We start from the raw sequence: 16,189 nt of genomic DNA, 5'->3' as shown, positions 1-16,189 counted from the left end.
TTTTCAATTGACCAACTCCCATCACTAACGATGGCGGTTTGTATTGACGAGTTCATGCCATCGCTAATCAATATAGAAACAATTTGCCCATCCTCTACATTATCAACGCTACCTGAAACCGTTAATCTTGCTGATTCAAAACTATTAATTATATTGTCGCTTCCAGCATCAATTTCAATTGTTATTCCTGCAATCGTATTTTTTAATACATGAACCATGTCGGTTGCAGCATTTCCTGCTAAATCAACCACACTGGCAGTAAAAACTAATGTTGTATCAACAAGTTCAGACAAGTTAACATTGTTAATGTGCCATGCAAGACCGTCGACTATAGAGTAAAAAGTAAGTACCGTTAGACCATCCGTAACAGTTACAATGATCTCTTGCCCTTCTTCAACATTATTCACCAATCCTGAGATATCAACTTGCGGTACTTCAAAAACATTTAATACCGCATCAACTTTATTTTCAGTGGTGTTTACAAAAAGAGTAATCGCATCACTGCTATCGATATTGGTTGTATCAACATCAGTAGTAATGTTGCCTGCTATATCTGCTACTCTAGCATTAGCGGTTAATATTCCATCCTGATAACCTTGTATGTCGTGGCTTACAGACCAGGTTAAATCACTTTGCACAACAGCTGTTAAGGTATCGGTATCGCCAGAATTATTAGATAACAAAACGGTGACAATTTGACCGGACTCTACATTAGCTACCGTGCCATAAATCAATACTGGAGCAACTTCATCGACGGTTAAAAATTCATCATCCCCAGAATCTATTGTGACATCAATTTCTGCTCGGGTATCTTTTAAAGAGCCTATAGTAGCAGTCGCCACATTACAGTGCTGATCCATCACCGTCGCTGCATAGGTTAATTCACCATCAGCTAATGAAGTAACATCGGCTGGGTTAATTTGCCATTTACTATTGTTAACTAACGTTGTGAATTCAACCGTATCCCCAAAACCATCCGTCACTGTTACCTTAACCGTTTGCCCTTCATCAACGTCCTCAACTGTCCCTGAAATGACTAATAGTGGAGCTTCGAAACTATTAACGGTATCATCGCTGCCAGTATCAATCGCAATGGTTATCTTTGCTAAGGTATCTTTAATAAACGTGGTGGTATCAATCGCCACATTTCCGGAGTTGTCTTGAGTTTGCGCAACCACAGTTAAAGTGCCATCAAATAAACCACTTAAATCTGCATCAGGTATTGACCAACCACCATTAAGCACCACAGTTTCAAAATTTTTCAGATTACCTTGGGAATCAGTCAACGTAACATAAACAGTATTACCTTCTTCTACATCATCAACGATACCAGATAAATTGTAGATTTCACCTTCACCAGTACAAACACTCTCTTCTTCAACCGTTATTCCAGCTTCAATATCAGTGTTATCAGTGCTTTCTTCAGTTCCCCTACCTTCTATTTCAACCGCTTCTTCAAGCTCCTCATAACTTGTATCGTAACCTGATTGAGGTATTAGCTCGGCGCCAGTTCTATTGACAGTTTGGAAGAAAAAATTCGTACCTTGTTGATCTATATTGTCAGAAGTATTTTTTGTGGTCGTTTGAATAGGGGTTTCTGTTGCTTTTGTTTCTGTCGGAGAAGCACTCGCTTGAACAATTTCACTGGGGACTTTTAACCAATCACCATTAATATAAACTAATGTTTGTTCGCCATCCGTCGTCACATCGTTAGCTTGCACAGTATACTGCACTATACCATCAGGAATAACTAAATCATCCGCGGCAATATCCCAGCTACCATCTTTGGAGACGACCCAAGATTTTTCACCGAAGGTTATGATAAGAGATATTTGATCTGTAGATACGTCCATAATGCCAACATTGCTATCCGTTACTGAGCTAAAATAGTACCATAATTAAGCACATAGACAATAAATTAACACCAAATATACATCTTATTTATATATAACTAAATTGCATAGACCCCCTATAAAACTTACTACTTGCTACAGACTTCTACTTGCAAAACCACAAACCACTGGGTTAGAATCTCAGCGCATTAATTATGTTCTGAAAATTAATGTAAACTTGTCGGAGTGCCAAAGGCTGAGATCGCGTAAGCGGGATCCGTATAACCTGATCAGATTAATATCTGCGTAGGAAACAAGAAAGAATTGCTAATCTAAAAATACTAGCCACTCTTTTTGCCTCTTCTTAATTTTAAGAAACTCCGCCTGTTTTTTTATTCTATTAAATGAAAAACAAGGTGTGAACATGAGTAATACCCCAAGCAAGCCTCAAAACAGACGTGAAAAACGTGAATCGGCAGCCGCATTTTTAAAAAATGTATCCGATCAATCGTTCCCAAATTCTAAAAAAATCTATGTTCAAGGTGAAATTCACGATATCAAAGTCGGTATGCGTGAAATTACTTTAACGGATACCTTAGTAAGCGGAACTAAAGAAAACCCTGTTTATGAAAAGAATGAACCATTATGTGTTTACGATACCTCAGGTTTTTATACCGATGAAAACATTGATATTGACGTACACAAAGGTATTCCTCGTTTACGAGAAACCTGGATTGATGCCCGTGATGATGTAGAAACTTTCACTACAACTCATTCAAAATTTGCGCAAGAACGTCTTGATGACGAAAATGTTGATGAAATCCGTTTTGAGCATTTACCCACTAAACGTATTGCTAAAAAAGGCAAAAACGTTACCCAAATGCATTACGCTAAAAAAGGCATTATCACCCCTGAAATGGAATACATTGCCATTCGTGAGAACCTAAAGCGCCAAGAAGTAAAAGATGAAATTTTACTACAACAGCATAAAGGGCAATCTTTTGGTGCCAGTATTCCAGAGCAGATAACCCCTGAATTTGTCCGTGATGAAGTGGCACGTGGCCGCGCCATAATCCCAGTAAATATCAATCACCCTGAATGTGAGCCAATGATTATCGGTCGTAACTTTTTAATCAAAGTAAACGCGAACATTGGTAACTCAGCAGTTACGTCTTCAATTGAAGAAGAAGTAGAAAAACTGGTTTGGTCAACTAAATGGGGTGCAGACACGGTAATGGATTTATCTACCGGCCGTAACATACATGAAACACGTGAATGGATCATGCGTAACTCGCCAGTACCTATTGGTACCGTCCCTATTTATCAAGCGCTTGAAAAAGTTAATGGTATTGCTGAAGATCTTACTTGGGAAATCTTCCGTGATACCCTCATCGAACAAGCTGAACAAGGCGTTGATTACTTCACTATTCATGCGGGTGTATTGCTACGTTATGTACCTATGACCGCCAAACGAGTAACCGGAATTGTCTCACGTGGCGGCTCTATCATGGCTAAATGGTGTTTAGCGCACCATAAAGAAAACTTTTTATACACTCACTTTGAAGACATTTGCGAAATCTTAAAGCAGTACGATGTCTCATTTTCTTTAGGTGATGGTTTACGTCCAGGCTCTGTAGCCGATGCTAACGATGAAGCACAGTTTGCTGAATTACATACCTTAGGTGAGCTGACTAAAATTGCTTGGAAGCATGACGTACAAACAATCATTGAAGGTCCAGGTCATGTGCCGCTACATATGATTAAAGAAAACATGGATGAGCAACTTGAGCATTGTGGCGAAGCACCTTTCTACACACTAGGGCCATTAACTACTGATATTGCGCCGGGTTATGATCATATTACTTCGGGTATTGGTGCCGCCAATATTGGTTGGTACGGCTGTGCCATGCTTTGTTACGTAACGCCAAAAGAGCATTTAGGCTTACCGAACAAAGAGGACGTAAAAGAAGGGTTAATCACCTACAAAATCGCTGCTCATGCTGGCGATTTAGCTAAAGGTCATCCGGGGGCACAAATTCGTGATAACGCCATGAGTAAGGCGCGCTTTGAGTTTCGTTGGTATGATCAATTCAATATTGGTTTAGACCCTGAAACAGCTAAGTCTTACCATGATGAAACCTTGCCGCAAGAGTCAGGTAAAGTAGCGCATTTCTGTTCAATGTGTGGCCCTAAGTTCTGTTCAATGAAAATCTCACAAGAAGTTCGAGATTACGCAGCGGATCTTGATAAAAACGCGATAAAAATTCAGTTACTTGATGAAACTGTCACCATAGCGTCTGATGAAGCTATTGAACAAGCGATGCAGGAAAAATCTGCGGAGTTTAAAGCGACTGGTAGTGAAATCTACCAACTCGCTGATTAACTCGGTCGATCATCGATGAACATTGCCATTATTGGCGCCGGCTTAATGGGGCGTTTACTCGCCTTAAGCCTGCATAGGCAACATTATCAAATTACTTTATTTGATAAAGATAATAAGCTCGCCCACAACAGTGCCGCTTATGCCGCCGCAGGCTTACTCACCCCATTGGGTGAGTCGCTGCATTGTGAAGCGAATATTGTTGAAATGGGGTTTAAATCATTAAACCTGTGGCCTAAGCTGCTTGCCAGTTTAGATGAACACACCACCTTTCAACATACTGGCGCCATTATGGTGAGCCACGCCCAAGACAAGGGTGACTACCAGCGCTTTGTTCGTCATTTGCAAAACAACTATGGTCAATACGATTGTCAGCATTTAAATCGAGCGGCATTAACTGAACTTGAGCCGGAAATAGGCCGAAGTTTTAACCAAGGACTCTATTTACCTCAAGAAGGGCAAATTGGTAATCGACGCTTATTAGTCGCGTTGCGTAAACAGCTTGAACAAGAAGGAGAACATGCTGATAGTGCAAGTTTTTCTTGGTTAAGTGAATGCTTAGTGACTGATATACGAACGGCTGAACAAACTAGTGAAGTATGTTACCAACAAGCAGGATTATCGGGTAAAAAGTCATTTGATTTAGTAATTGATTGTCGCGGCACTGGAGCAACAACCAAGCAGAGTAAACCTTCTTGTTCACCCTTAAGTGATTTACGCTCGGTACGTGGTGAATTATTTCAGCTGTATGCGCCTGAAGTTAATATCTCACGGCCAATACGGTTAATGCATCCAAGGTATCAACTCTATATCGCCCCTAAGCAAAAGGGCTTTTACGTGGTAGGTGCCACTGAAATTGAAAGTGACGATGATTCACCGATGACAGTACGCTCTGCCATGGAGTTATTAAGCGCTGCATATAGTGTCCATCCTGGTTTTGGCGAAGCGAATATTCGACAGCATATATCACAATGCCGACCTGCTTTTAATGACAATCAGCCGCGCATTAGCGTGCAAGGCTCGCTGATTCAAGTTAACGGTTTATTCCGGCATGGCTTTTTAATAGCCCCAGTCGTATTAGAGCAAACGTTAGCGTTAGTAAAAAACATTCATCATGGTTGTAACAATATACTTCCTTACCCTGATCTGTTACCGATAAAAAATTGCCCTGTCGAGCAATTAATAGAAGAGCTTATTTAATGAATATCCATATTAATGGTGAGGCATATCCAATCCCTCAAGAAAACCAATTCAATATCACTGCCGCCCTCGCCCTGTATTTTAGTACGCCACAACAAAGTACGTTTGCTGTGGCATTAAATGGTAATTTCGTGGGTAAAGATGCGTATCAACAAACCATGCTAAAAAATGGTGATAGTGTCGATATTTTGCAACCTATTCAGGGAGGTTAGTGATATGTCGCTAAGTATTTACGGTCAACAACTTGATAGCCGATTATTAATTGGTAGCGCTCTTTACCCGTCGCCAGACATTATGAAGCAAGCTATTTTAGCCAGTGGCTCTCAGGTGGTTACCTTGTCACTTAAAAGACAAAACCCTAGCGAGCAATCTGGCCAACAAATTTGGCGTTACCTTCAAGACATCATAGCCGAAACTAATGGCTATTTATTGCCAAATACTGCCGGCTGTAAAACTGCAAAAGAAGCAGTAACCTTAGCGCAAATGAGCCGTGAAATATTTCAAACCGATTGGATAAAATTAGAAACCGTTGGCGATGATTATAACCTTCAGCCTGATCCCATTGAGTTGTTAAGCGCAACAGAAACCCTTATCAAAGAAGGATTTAAAGTACTACCTTATGTCACCGACGACTTAGTGTTATGTCAACGCTTGTATGACTTAGGCTGTGAAGTGATCATGCCATGGGCCTCTCCCATCGGTACAGGGAAAGGGTTAATGAATCCTTATAACCTTGAAACCATTCGCTTACGTTTACCTGACGCGACACTCATATTAGATGCGGGTATTGGCAAACCGTCTGATGCTTGTTTAGCGATGGAAATGGGCTACGATGGCGTACTTCTAAATTCAGCGATTGCTCTAGCAGATAACCCTGTGATGATGGCGAAAGCCTTTGGCCAAGCGTTATACGCAGGTGAACAAGCGTATGTTGCCGGCATTATGGAGCAAAGGCAAACCGCCCACCCTAGCACACCAACCTTAGACACCCCTTTTTGGCATAAAGACAATTAAATGAGCAACAAGGCGACTCACATAATGAATCAAGTAACGACTTCCCCAAAAGCTATTATTTGGACCATCTCAGGCAGCGATTGCTCAGGTGGTGCCGGCATTGCCGCTGATATTAAAACCGGCCATGGTTTAGGCGTAGAAGTCTGTCATTTAATTACCGCCAATACCGTCCAAAATTCACAAAAATTACTGTCAGTTAACCCAATGCCTGTTGACGTTTTACAGCAACAAGTTGATGTTTTATTTGAAGATAAAATACCTAAGGTGATAAAAATTGGCTTGCTCGCCAATCTTGAGCAAGTACAGTGGTTAACGCAAGTATTAACAAAGCTAAAAGCTAGAATCCCCACGCTGATTAGCGTTTATGATCCTGTCGGGCAAGCCAGTGTCGGTGGCGAATTTTCTTCTCTAACGGTACAGGAGTTAACTCCGTTATTAGCGTATATCGATATCATTACTCCAAACCTTGCTGAGGCTAAAACACTCGCGAAGGTAAGTCAGCCTAGTACCATTGCAGATCTAGCCGCTAAAATTCACCGTGACTTTGCCATTAGCTCTGTCATTATTAAAGGTGGTCACTCCGAAAATATTAAAGAGGCGCTGAGTAGCGATTATTGTTATCACCAATTGAATCAATTACAGCAAGATAACCAAGACAAGACTCAAAACGCTATTAGCTACCGACTGAGCTCAAAACGCGTCGCCACACATTATAGTCATGGCGGTGGCTGTAGTTTTGCCACTGCACTTTCAGCATGTTTAGCACAAGGTTATTTAGTACGTGATGCGTTTACCTTAGCCAAAGCCTTTATCAACCAAGGCTTATCAGCAACGTCTGAATTAAGCAGTGCTCAAAACCACCATTATTATGGCGCTTTTGAGGCCTTAGGTTGGCCTCACAAGGCGGAACATTTTCCTCTTGTAATGAATACCGAGCAATCAAATAGCGCACCGTCACAAGCTTTTGCACCTTTAGAGCTAGGCACAAAAAAATTAGGCCTTTACCCTGTTATTGACTCTATCTATTGGTTAAAGCGTTTATTGCCCTTGGGACTGGAAATTATTCAATTACGGGTGAAAAACCTGCCACTTAATGAATTAGAGAAAATTATTATTGAGGCGGTTGCACTGAGTAAAGATTATCAAACTCGATTATTTATCAATGATTATTGGCAGTTAGCAATTAAACATGGCGCTTATGGGGTGCACATTGGCCAAGAAGACTTAGACGACGCTGATTTAGTGCAAATTCAACAAGCGGGATTACATCTTGGCATTAGTACACACGGCTGCTACGAGTTTTTATTGGCTCAGCAGTTACAGCCTTCTTATTTAGCCGTTGGTGCCATTTTTCCCACCAAAACCAAGGATATGACTGGGCAGATTCAAGGTATTGATAACCTAAAGCAATTATTGGCTTTACGCACTGAGCAGCAACACGGTGTTATACCTGTCGTCGCCATTGGCGGCATTAATATCAATAGAGCGCCTGCTGTGTTACAAACCGGTGTCGACAGTATTGCGGTAGTCACCGCTATTACTGAAGCGCAGCAGCCTGAGCTAGCCGTTGAGCAGCTCAAGCAACTAACCCATAGTTAGACGGTTTTTACTGGCCAATGGCAATCTTAGTTTGCCATTCAAGCCAATCGCTATCGACGTCTTGATGTAAGATAAAACTGGTGATGGTTTTAGCGCTTTCTTCTTCGTCAAGTTCAGGGGTAGCAAAAGCAATACCACCAGCAATCAAGGTTTCGATTGATTCAGAGTCAATATTTACCCCTGAAAAAATACCCGCTTCAATATTAATACCACTTGTATTCCAAAACTTACTGCCAGTATTCACTAGCGGTTGGTAACGTTTGGCAATATTAATATAAACATCCACACTATCTGCATGCTCTGATAAATCGATACCAATGACCTTGCCCACTTTTATTTGACGATATAAAACTGGATTCCCAACTCTTACTGATCCTAAGCGCTTAGTCGTTAACTTAATATTCAAGCCAAATGGAAGTTGCTTAATCGTTGGTGGCAATTCTAATGCTTCAAACGCTTTTTGCTCTGCCCCTTCGCCTGTATTAGGTAATAAGCCAATAAAAGCACCTTCAAGTATTGAAGCTACATGTTTAGAGCCCACCAAGCCAATTTCAGGCTCAACTAACCAAAACTTACTGCCTTGTTTAGCATATTTAGCTCCAAAATCATTCAATAAAACAATCGCCGTGACACCAATATCATCATTAAAAATCAAGCGAGTAATTGCCCCTAACACCTGATCTTGATACATCACTTTGGTATTTATTTTTAAACCTGCGTAATCATTAAAGTGTATACGAATAGCTAAGCCAGCATTTTTAGCTTGTTCAAAATGCTCAAACAATTTAAAGCTGTCTAACTCATTTACTTCTGCAGGTGACTTCATTTCAGTACTAGGATTATAAAAACTAATACCACCACGTAAAATTGCATCAACAGATTCTGTTTTGACAATAAAGCTACCTAACCCACCACTGACGGTAATACCACTAGCATTATAAAAACGAGAATCCGCTCTGATAAGCGATTGGTGCTCTTCATCTATGGTAATATTCACGCGCACTTGGTCTGCTTCTTTGTCTAAGGTGACATTATCTACTTGCCCAACCACAACACCACGGTAACTAACACTACTCCCCGCTGTAGCAACATTAGCACTAGAGGTAAGTAAACTTAGTTGTAATCCTGTAGCACTGGCATGTTTAGCAGGTGGCGACATCAATAATTCAAAATCAGTTTTTGCGGTTTCATTATCTTTATCAAGGCTAAAAGTAATATAAGAGCCACCGAGCAAGGCATCCGTATCAGTCGCACCCGATAAGCTTAAGTTTGGTTTAGCTAACCAAAATTGTGTTCCTTCACGCAAAATTGATTCGTATTTTGGCAACAAGCCTAAATACAGCTTACTTTGCTCCCCTTGCACTTCAATATGATGAATGGCACCAATTTCTACTCCGCGATGCAATATACGTGTGTTGGTATTGATTGGCTCACTTGCTGATACCATTAAAGTAAAACTAGTACGTTGCTTGGCTAACTGTTCATTGGCAAAAAGATTAAATTTATCACCATTAATCACTTGTTTGTTTGATTCTTTATCAAGGTTAACAAATGAAATTCCGCCGGTTAAAATACTTTGCAATGATTGCGCTTCAATATCGACACCTTGTAAGTTGGCCTTTATTTTCAATCCAGAATTATTGTAAAAATGGCTGGTACCATTAACATAATGCTGAAATTCGTCTTCAACATGAATATGGATTAAATGACGCTCTGCACCAACCGTTTCAACGGCTTGCACACTACCCACTATCTGCTGCTTATAATAAACATTACTACCCACTTGTAATGAATGTCGATCATTAGCCTGAATGATCAAATGCAGACCCGGCTCAGTATAACGATAAGGAGGCTTTTCATTGAATACTGAAAACTTATCCGTTGGTTTACCCTGCAAAGATGGGCGAATACTAATATAAGTGCCCGTTAATAACGTTTTTGCATTGGAGATCCCCGTTAAATCAATGTGCGGAGAAACGATATAAAATTGTGATTGCTCTGTTAAATAAGGAACAAGTCTAGGGTTTACTTTCGCCTTGGCGGTAATTTTTCGAGTCTTAGGGTCTATTTTACTGAATGAATCTATAGTACCTAAGGTTAAGCCCTGAAATAAAATCGTCGCATTATGGTCGATACCTGAATTCCACTCTAAAGTCAGTTCAATTTCATGGCCCATTTCAGCAGACTGAAAATCCGCATGCAAAGGAAAGGTGTGACCATTTTTAGCCGGTGAGCCTTTTTCTTGATAAGTTAAGGTATCGACAGCAATTCCCCCACCTATAATCGAGGCTAAGGAGTCGGTATTTACTTTAATCCCCCCTGAAATAGATGCCGTTACTTGTACGCCACTGGTATTCCAAAATAAAGAATTCTCTTTCACTAAGTGAGCATATTCTTGTTCGATAAACACATTAATATTAATCGCTTGGTTATCTTCAACATAGTGATAACCAGTAACATGACCAATAGGAATTTGCTTAAAGGTGATGGGAGAGTTTTCACTAATTGAGCCTAAAACATTGGTCTGCAAAGTTAAGTGTAATCCTGGCGTCGCCATGTCTAGTTGCGGCGCTTCATTGAGTGCAATAAAGTAATCTTGACTATCACCTTCTTTACTTCGATCAGGTAAGATATTGATATAGCTGCCTGAGATCAATGTATCTAATCCTGAGACACCCTGTAAGGAAATATCAGCACTGACCAACCAGAAAAGTGTATTGCTGGTTAAGTATTTGGCAAAGCTTTTTGAAATCTCTACTTCGGCAATAACATGCTGTAAATCATCAGACGGCTCAACACTTTGCACTAAACCGGTTACCAGACCTTTATAACGAACTTGGGTTTTTTTAGGCACAATACCAACGCCATTTTCAAACTCAATGGTGACAAACACCCCTTGCTCCGAAATAACTTTAGCCGCTAACCATAGGCCAAAAACAAGCGCAATAAAAGGTACAAACCAGACAATAGAAATACCCTGCCTCGGCACTATTTCAGCCGCGACATTATTATCCATTGTCTCGTTGTTCGATGATTTATCAGTGGTCATTCTTTTCCTTAATATCTACCAAATGAGATTCTTATATATACTTACCATCATGATTTATTGTTCTTTTTTATCCCACAGAATTCGAGGATCAAAACTGTTTGCCGCTATCATGGTAAAAATCACTGTCAGGGTAAAATAATTAATCGCAGGCCCTGCGGCTACAGAAGTAACAAAACCCAACTCAACAACAGCGACTAATAGCGACACTACAAAAACATCTAACATAGACCAAGGGCCTAAAAACTCGAGAATATGATAAATTTTACTATGTTTATCAGGCTTTAACCTCACACCAGTATGCGCTATATACACTAACATAAATAAGCCTAATATTTTAATCAAAGGCACAATTATACTGGCGGTAAAAATGATCACGGCAATAGGATACAAACCCTCGGTTATAAACTTACCGATGCCAGACAAAATAGTCGATTCATCAGGAACACCTAATGAGTATATAATCATAATGGGGTAAAAGTTTGCAGGGATAAAGGCCAATAATGCAGCCAAATTCCATGCAAAAGTATACTGCAAGCTATTGCGATTGCGCTGATAAAAATACCCAAAACAACGAGAACATTGCATAGGCTCTGCCGCGGTTTTATTTACTTTATGGCATTTCGGACAAACACTAAGCCCCATTTGTTTTGCTGTTCTCATGCATCACCAAAACGTTTTTCTAAGGTTTGCCAAATATCATCTTGATCTAAATATTGTACAGCTAACGTTGAGCAAATCATCCAGAAAATATAAGCGACCAGCCCTAGATTCACTGATAATTCCGTGTCATCAACCAATTTATACATAGCGACGACAATACCTAGCATAAAAACATTAAGCATGGCCCAGTGATCGAGATGATGAAAGGCTCTAAAAAAGTGTAATAATGATGACCGTAAGCATTTAAATTTAAAACAATAAGCCAGATAGAAAACACCGACAAGTCTCACCGTGGGAACCGCAAGTGCAAATAAAAATAATAAGATGGCGATCATAAAAAAGCCACGGTCTATCAACGCAATAACACACTCTATCAACGAAGCATTATCATATTGCCCGCCCAACATAACGCCCATAATGGGCAAAGAGATGGCCGGAATCAACATAAGTAATCCCGCAATAGACCAATAAAAACTTCGGTTTATCCAATCAACTTTACGTTCAATGAGCGTACTGCCACAACGAGCACACTTAGCATTTTGCCCTTGCTTTAATAGCGGGCGATCATACAAGGCATCACACTGCTGACAAGCAATCAATTGTTTATCGTGAGGAGTAATAGTTTCATTGTCCTTGTTTTACTTTGCTGACTATCTTAGGGCATATAAACAAAAAAAGCAGCGATAAACGCTGCTTTTCATTAAGTTATTTGTAAATATTTTCGTTATTTAAGTGACGACATATATTGTACTAACTCATCAATATCACTGTCTGACAATTTAATAGCAATGTTACTCATCATGCTATTCTTATCATTGGTACGGCTACCTTCACGAAAGCTCATAATTTGCTTTTTCAAATAATCAGCATTTTGACCCGCCAATGCAGGGAAGCCAGCATGTGTCATACCTTTACCTTTAACGCCATGACAAGCCACACATGCGGTAATACCTTTTTTAGCATCACCACCGAAGTATAATTCCTGGCCAATTTCGCTTGTTTCACCAGTACCTGCTGTTTGAGTTTGCACTGCGTAAAAAGCACCTAAATCTTGCATGTCTTTTTCAGTTAAAGCAGCAACCATGCCCGCCATAACAGGATCGTTACGCTCACCTGATTTAAAGTCAGCTAATTGCTTAGCAAGGTAATTAGCACTTTGTCCTGCAAGTTTAGGGTACATCGCAACTAGACTATTACCGTCAGCACCATGACAAGAAACACACATAGCTGATTTTTCTTGTCCTGATTTTACATCACCCGCATAAATCGCTTTTGCTGCTGTTGAAGTTACAACTTCAACATTACCTGCAACTGCTGCTCCTGGAGCTGAACCACCAGCATCTGCTGTTGCTTCTGTACGTTCACTTTCACGTTTCTGGCTAGCAAAAAAGGCACCTAAATCAGCCATATCTTGATCAGATAAATTAGCAGCCATTGGCGCCATCATCATATCTGTTCTGGTGCCAGATTTAAAATCGTTCAATTGTTTAACGATGTAAGCCGCATGCTGACCCGCTAAATTAGGATAATTAGGAGCTGGGCTAATACCCGTTGCGCCATGACAAGCTCCACACATGGCAGCTTTTGATTTACCTGCCTCTGCATCACCTTCTACTGCATTCGCTGTATTAATAGCGGCCGCGGTTAACAATAGTGAAAGAATAATTTTTTTCATTAAGTTGCTCTCTGCTTGTCGAAAAATTAACTAATTTCAATTAATAAGTGTCGGCATTTTACACTAATATCTACAGTGTGTAACAGCATCAAACAAAAAAAATCACTGAAAAAACAGTATTTCGTCTATTTAATGAAGTTTTTTAAGTAAAAATTAACGAGAAAACGTTATAATGCCACTTTATTTATTCTTTTAATTTAACCGAGTTAAGCCCTTGTCTTCAACAACTGTACATTTAAGCAAAGCCACTTTCACCATTAGTGCGCCTGACATTCGTAAACTTCCCGTTGATACTGGTATTGAAGTAGCCTTCGCTGGCCGTTCAAATGCAGGGAAATCAAGCGCTTTAAATACTTTAACAAGACAAAAAAGTTTAGCTCGCACCAGTAAAACCCCAGGTCGCACACAATTAATCAATGTATTTGAAATAGGCGACAACAAGCGCTTAATAGATTTACCTGGTTATGGTTTTGCCAAAGTACCGCTGGAAATGAAGAAAAAGTGGCAAAAAGCGTTAGGTGAATATTTAGAAAAACGCGAAAGCTTAAAAGGGTTAGTGGTATTAATGGATATCAGGCACCCACTAAAAGATTTAGATATGGATCTTATTGAATGGGCTGTCGATAGTGAGCTACCTGTATTAGCACTACTCACTAAAGCTGATAAGTTATCACAAGGCAAACGTAGTGCTGAGGTGTTAAAAGTTAAAAAAGCATTATCCGAATTAAATGGCGATATTAGAGTACAAGCATTCTCTTCTCTTAAACGTACTGGGGCAGAACAAGCTGATGCCATTATTTGCGATTGGTTTGGACAAGAAGATGATGAAGCAGAAGAAGTCGTTGATTGATCTATTTAACTAGTATAACCATCACCCTAGCTTGATAGTTTTGCCCATTACCCGTAGATTAACGCAGCAGTAAGTTGAAATACTAGCTAGATAAATCGTTGTTAGGTCTAGATGAGTATCGTTCATAAGGTAAAGGGATAGACTGATATGTATATTAATGACGCAGTAACTGAGCAAAAACTTTGGAAGTTTCCTCGGCTCTCTAGCCTTTCTTATCCCTTGCTAGGTATTATTTTACTCCTTGCTCTATGCTATGGAGCACTTGAAATCAGCCGTAATGCAGCTGAAGACCATCAAACTTTAGCAATTATTAATAACCCCAAAATTGATGATATTTATTTTTTAGATTTCAGATTACTCAGTAATGATTTAAGGCCACACGAAAAATATCGGATCGCCAAGGTCGTCGATATAACCGGTGACATAGTGACTTTGCTCTATGGCGATTTCTACTATCAATACCAGAATGCCGCCATTAACAGCATTAGATACAGCCAATTGAGTTACAAAGATTATTTTTCTCCTAAACGATACAACCTCCCGCTAAACGAAATTCAAGCTATGCATAGTAATCAAGCAATTTACCTTGCAAAGAGACCCGTTAGAAGTAAGTTATTTGGTGCTTTAATCGGGCCAACGAAAGCAAAAGATACCAGCAGCCACTTACTTTACGGTAAAAAAGAGAACATTAAAGGTGAAGCGTTTTTTAATGACAAAATGGGTGAAACTAGCTTACAAACCGCCTTTGAGTTTTTTAAACTTTCATCGCAATTAGGTTATATGAAAGGACAAGTTAACCTGGCGCAGATGTATATCAATGGTCAGCACATTGAAAAAGACTTTAACCAAGCGCTTTACTGGTTAAAACAAGCTTCATTACAAAGCTATAAACCAGCCATTTTGAAATACGGCATAATATGTAAGCAAGTAAAATCATGCAATATTGCCGATTTCTATCAAGAAATAACCGCTGCAGGTGTTAACATTCGAGTTAGAAAGATGGATGTTAAACTCAGTAGTGAGTAAACAAATAATCTGCACTTTAGGAGTCAGTCAGGCAAATGTTTAACTATAAGCGCGCCACCATATGGGGATTTGTCGGTATTGTCATTGGTATATGCGCCTTTTTATTCAATTATAATATGGTGCCCGTATCCTTACCGGGTTATGCACTATTCACAGCACCTGCCATGTTCATGTTAAGCTTTTTTAGCGAAGAGACTTATTTTATCCCTAAAATGATACTCTTCCTTACCGGTCAGTTTATCGGCTACTTCACCTTAGCCATTATTGTTCAGTTTATTAGAAAAAATTTCGATAAATAAAACTGTGACTTTTCACTTTAAATTTGGTTAATCCACTAATGGAAATAGTATTAATTCGGCATGGCAAACCTGCTTCTGCAGACAGCCCAAGATTAACGGCCTCGCAATATACACAATGGATCCGCCGTTATAATTTTTCTGATGTCGCCGCAGATAGTCAACCTGACACGCAAGGTTTGAGTATAAATAACTACTTTCTTATAGCCAGTGATTATATTCGCGCCATACACTCAGCTGATATCTATCTTGGCCGTCAACCTGAGCAAGTTTCCTCACTATTTCGAGAAATGGAAATTCCTCGGTATAAATTACCATTTCGACTGAAAGCCATGACATGGGTATACCTTTGTAGAGTACTTTGGATGCTTGGAGCCAAAGGGCCATTTGAAACATTCGCTGCAGCTAAAGCACGCGCCCAAATAGCGGCAGACAATTTAGTTGAAATTGCTCATGAAAAAGGTAAGGTTGTGTTGTTTGGTCATGGCTATATGAATCTATTTATCCGTAAAGCCTTAATTCAACAAGGTTGGAAATTACATCATAAAAGTAATGCTTATTGGGGGGTTACCTCATTAAGCTATTAATATCTTCAGCAGAAATTTCTA

The 16,189-nt window shown here is 39.7% G+C and carries 14 protein-coding genes and 1 riboswitch; of the genes, 9 read left to right on the top strand and 5 right to left on the bottom strand.

Features of this window, described 5'->3' with window-relative positions; translation table 11 throughout:
• A partial coding sequence (locus AC27IF_RS16560) for a hypothetical protein (RefSeq protein ID WP_487055454.1) occupies positions 1-1,853 on the bottom strand: 1,853 nt, incomplete at its 3' end.
• A 211-nt stretch (positions 1,854-2,064) separates the two neighbouring features.
• Positions 2,065-2,162, top strand: a riboswitch (TPP riboswitch).
• Positions 2,163-2,256: 94 nt separating this feature from the next.
• Here AC27IF_RS16560 and thiC point away from each other — a divergent pair.
• From thiC to thiE, 5 genes are read left to right on the top strand one after another with little or no spacing between them, the layout of a single operon-like run.
• The gene (gene thiC, locus AC27IF_RS16555; protein ID WP_487055453.1) at positions 2,257-4,215 is read left to right on the top strand and encodes a phosphomethylpyrimidine synthase ThiC; all 1,959 of its coding nucleotides are present in this window, start codon (positions 2,257-2,259) and stop codon (positions 4,213-4,215) included.
• 15 nt (positions 4,216-4,230) lie between these two features.
• A complete protein-coding gene (gene thiO / locus AC27IF_RS16550; RefSeq protein WP_487055452.1) occupies positions 4,231-5,412 on the top strand; it encodes a glycine oxidase ThiO in 1,182 nt (393 codons plus the stop codon).
• Positions 5,412-5,624, top strand: coding sequence for a sulfur carrier protein ThiS (gene thiS, locus AC27IF_RS16545; protein ID WP_487055451.1), 213 nt, complete (start codon positions 5,412-5,414; stop codon positions 5,622-5,624). The genes thiO and thiS overlap by 1 nt, the downstream gene beginning before the upstream one ends.
• 4 nt (positions 5,625-5,628) lie before the next feature.
• A complete protein-coding gene (locus AC27IF_RS16540; RefSeq protein WP_487055450.1) occupies positions 5,629-6,426 on the top strand; it encodes a thiazole synthase in 798 nt (265 codons plus the stop codon).
• A gap of 24 nt (positions 6,427-6,450) precedes the next feature.
• On the top strand, positions 6,451-8,025 hold the full coding sequence (gene thiE / locus AC27IF_RS16535) for a thiamine phosphate synthase (RefSeq protein WP_487055449.1): 1,575 nt from the start codon (positions 6,451-6,453) through the stop codon (positions 8,023-8,025).
• 7 nt (positions 8,026-8,032) lie between these two features.
• On the opposite strand, the gene AC27IF_RS16530 is transcribed toward thiE, so the two are convergent.
• The 4 genes from AC27IF_RS16530 to AC27IF_RS16515 all read right to left on the bottom strand — a co-directional run bounded on the left by AC27IF_RS16530 (position 8,033) and on the right by AC27IF_RS16515 (position 13,409).
• Positions 8,033-11,074, bottom strand: a complete 3,042-nt coding sequence (locus AC27IF_RS16530) for a PqiB family protein (RefSeq protein ID WP_487055448.1) — start codon at positions 11,072-11,074, stop codon at positions 8,033-8,035.
• 54 nt (positions 11,075-11,128) lie between these two features.
• The gene (locus AC27IF_RS16525; protein ID WP_487055447.1) at positions 11,129-11,734 is read right to left on the bottom strand and encodes a paraquat-inducible protein A; all 606 of its coding nucleotides are present in this window, start codon (positions 11,732-11,734) and stop codon (positions 11,129-11,131) included.
• Positions 11,731-12,333, bottom strand: a complete 603-nt coding sequence (locus AC27IF_RS16520; RefSeq protein WP_487055446.1) for a paraquat-inducible protein A — start codon at positions 12,331-12,333, stop codon at positions 11,731-11,733. Before AC27IF_RS16520 ends, AC27IF_RS16525 begins: the two co-directional genes overlap by 4 nt.
• Positions 12,334-12,458: 125 nt before the next feature.
• Positions 12,459-13,409, bottom strand: a complete 951-nt coding sequence (locus AC27IF_RS16515) for a c-type cytochrome (RefSeq protein WP_487055445.1) — start codon at positions 13,407-13,409, stop codon at positions 12,459-12,461.
• A gap of 214 nt (positions 13,410-13,623) precedes the next feature.
• Here AC27IF_RS16515 and yihA point away from each other — a divergent pair, with 214 nt between their 5' ends.
• From yihA to AC27IF_RS16495, 4 genes are all read left to right on the top strand, one after another.
• Positions 13,624-14,259, top strand: coding sequence for a ribosome biogenesis GTP-binding protein YihA/YsxC (yihA, locus tag AC27IF_RS16510; protein WP_487055444.1), 636 nt, complete (start codon positions 13,624-13,626; stop codon positions 14,257-14,259).
• A gap of 147 nt (positions 14,260-14,406) precedes the next feature.
• Positions 14,407-15,285, top strand: coding sequence for a tetratricopeptide repeat protein (locus tag AC27IF_RS16505; RefSeq protein WP_487055443.1), 879 nt, complete (start codon positions 14,407-14,409; stop codon positions 15,283-15,285).
• A 35-nt stretch (positions 15,286-15,320) separates the two neighbouring features.
• Entirely contained in the window at positions 15,321-15,584 is a 264-nt protein-coding gene (locus AC27IF_RS16500) for a hypothetical protein (RefSeq protein WP_487055442.1), read from the top strand.
• A 38-nt stretch (positions 15,585-15,622) separates the two neighbouring features.
• Positions 15,623-16,168: a hypothetical protein gene (locus AC27IF_RS16495; protein WP_487055441.1), complete on the top strand. Its 546-nt coding sequence runs from the start codon at positions 15,623-15,625 to the stop codon at positions 16,166-16,168.
• Positions 16,169-16,189: the final 21 nt, after the last annotated feature.

Source organism: Colwellia sp. KS18-150 (assembly GCF_057551365.1).
The sequence above is the reverse complement of the archived record's forward strand: the minus strand, read 5'-3'. Positions and strand labels throughout refer to the sequence as shown.